The organism is Pseudoalteromonas sp. S558, assembly GCF_005886635.1.
GTDB lineage: Bacteria > Pseudomonadota > Gammaproteobacteria > Enterobacterales > Alteromonadaceae > Pseudoalteromonas > Pseudoalteromonas aliena.
Genome location: NZ_PNDU01000363.1, coordinates 1 through 2,063, shown reverse-complemented (window position 1 = coordinate 2,063; position 2,063 = coordinate 1). Strand labels below are relative to the sequence as shown.

General features: G+C 38.2%; 3 protein-coding genes and 1 pseudogene. 1 reads left to right on the top strand and 3 read right to left on the bottom strand.

Annotation, left to right across the window (positions count from 1 at the left end):
* Nucleotides 1–155, top strand: a pseudogene (locus CWB66_RS23235) (IS30 family transposase); the annotation flags it as partial.
* Between the two features lie 123 nt (nt 156–278).
* Here the strand turns inward: CWB66_RS23235 and CWB66_RS19400 are convergent.
* The 3 genes from CWB66_RS19400 to CWB66_RS19390 form a co-directional block, all read right to left on the bottom strand.
* Nucleotides 279–917, bottom strand: coding sequence for a pentapeptide repeat-containing protein (locus CWB66_RS19400; protein ID WP_138586638.1), 639 nt, complete (start codon nt 915–917; stop codon nt 279–281).
* Nucleotides 910–1,707 carry a hypothetical protein gene (locus CWB66_RS19395; RefSeq protein WP_138586637.1) on the bottom strand — a complete coding sequence of 266 codons (798 nt, stop codon included), beginning with the start codon at nt 1,705–1,707 and terminating at the stop codon, nt 910–912. Before CWB66_RS19395 ends, CWB66_RS19400 begins: the two co-directional genes overlap by 8 nt.
* Before the next feature lie 77 nt (nt 1,708–1,784).
* A partial coding sequence (locus tag CWB66_RS19390) for a PoNe immunity protein domain-containing protein (RefSeq protein ID WP_138586636.1) occupies nt 1,785–2,063 on the bottom strand: 279 nt, incomplete at its 5' end.

Sequence of the window (2,063 nt, the reverse complement as noted above, 5' to 3'; positions counted from 1 at the left end):
AACATACAAACGGTCTGATCAGGCGTTATTTCCCAAAGAAAACTGATTTTTCAACTATAACTAATGAACAACTCCAAAAGGTTGTAATGAAAATTAATACTCGCCCAAGGAAAATACTAAATTATCAGACAGCTGAAGAAGTCTTTATTAATTAGTGATTTAAGGTTTGGTGCACTTAGAACCTGAATTCGGGCAACGAGCAAAACCTGTTCCCACGGCTTTAATAAAAATGGATAACTTTTTTCTATTGCCTACCAATTAAAATAGGTATTTCCATACTATTTATTAGGCTGAGTACCTATATCAAATTTAGCATTCTTTAAAATAGCGCCATCCCAGCATACATCAGTTAAAATAGCACCGGTAAAATCACAATCTGTAAAATTACCATGGCTTAAGTCAGCACCTGTAAGGTTGGACTTTCTAAACACGGTTCCTGTGAAATTTCCGTTTGATAAGTCGGCATTCGTTAAATTTGCGTCATCAAAACAGGCATCAGCAGCCTCTACATAAGACATTGTTGCATCACTTAAGTTACTGTCAACAAACATTGAAGCCCACAAGTTTGCGTAGTCAAATTCACAAGAGGAGAAGTCAGATTCGTTACAGCTGCTCGCCGATAACTTGGCGTAGCTAAAGTCCGCATTGGGGCTAATAACCTGATATAAAATACAATCAAAAAACGCCGTTTGATTGCAGCTTACCCCTTCAAGGTTAGCGGCTGTAAAGTCGGCATCTAAAAAATAAGCTAAATCTAAAATACCACCACGTAATATAACGCGTTCACCTTTGAGCATTTCAGTCGATGTTTCACTAATATCGCATTGCGTTAAATCAAGCCCTGAAATATCAACACCTTTTACGTTATCTTGTGCTCGTGAAGCATCCAACTGCGCTAAAGCAGCCTCTTTAGACATAATTTAACCCACCAATGGTGCAGTTTTCGGCCTTTGTATATTTGAATTTCCTATTTTGATAAACGTCCAAATCAGCAAACACCTTAGCAGGGCGTAGATGTGCCATGGCTGTTTGCCAATGCTCTATAAGCGCTTGTTCTGTTAGCTCCCAAGGCGTTTTTGATAAGTCAAGACGAATGCCGCCCCAAGGTTGAAGCTCTTTTTTTGTTTTTGGAGTGCTCAGTAATAATTCTTGGCCAAACTGCTTAACATAATGCGGGCCAAAATAAGTGCGCATTGCTAATCCTTTAGGGCCAACATTAAAGTAATAGACAGGTGCTAGTGAAGCAGTGCTGCTCACTATTCTCGAATTTTTGTGCTCTGATGACTCGAATGGCCTAGGGTAAACAGGTGTGTGAATATGTACAGAAGCGATATCTGGCTTAAATACTTGCACCAATCGGTCTGCAAACTCAAATAAGGCAGAATAATGCTTACTATTGAGTTTTGGATCAAATTCAAATTCTATATATTGTTTTGGCCCGACATCAATACTGCCACAGTACTTTGCCGCTTTATTACGTTTTAAATAAATATCCGCATAACTCCCATACTCTACGGTTTTTATTTTATCTAATATATTATCGCGGTTGTAAGGCAGCTTGCCTCGCTCTTCTAAACTCCAAAACTGAGGCGCAAATTCAGGGTAGCTTTCAATGACATCTAACAGTTCAGTAAATAACGCTTCATCATTAAGTGGGGTGCTGCCTAACATCGAGACTATTATCCGGAATGGTGAAAAATCCATCATTTATTATCCTTTTACTTTAGTCCAATGTTTTTTTGTGAATCCAATCTTTTTAGCTAACGAGTCATCTTGGTGAAATTTTATTCTTTCAAACACTTCGCATCGTTACTTTTACACTTATTTTCGTTACCTTGCCAATGTACTAGATCTTTGGGGTAATATTCATGATCAATAAAACTGCTATCGTCAATATCATAAAGCTTAACCACTAAGGCAGCCTCCCAACACCAGTAACCTATATAGGCATCGGTATCCATTAAATGGTAATCAAGACTTCCTTCTAGCTTATACCAAGCGTCTAAATAAGCCTTTACTAAGATAGGACGTTGTACTGGCTCACTTTCAATAACGTTATAGAG

Excerpts from the sequence above, each read along its gene's own strand:
- CWB66_RS19400 (WP_138586638.1), bottom strand. The coding sequence starts at position 917 with ATGTCTAAAGAGGCTGCTTTAGCGCAGTTGGATGCTTCACGAGCACAA.
- CWB66_RS19395 (WP_138586637.1), bottom strand. The coding sequence starts at position 1,707 with ATGATGGATTTTTCACCATTCCGGATAATAGTCTCGATGTTAGGCAGC.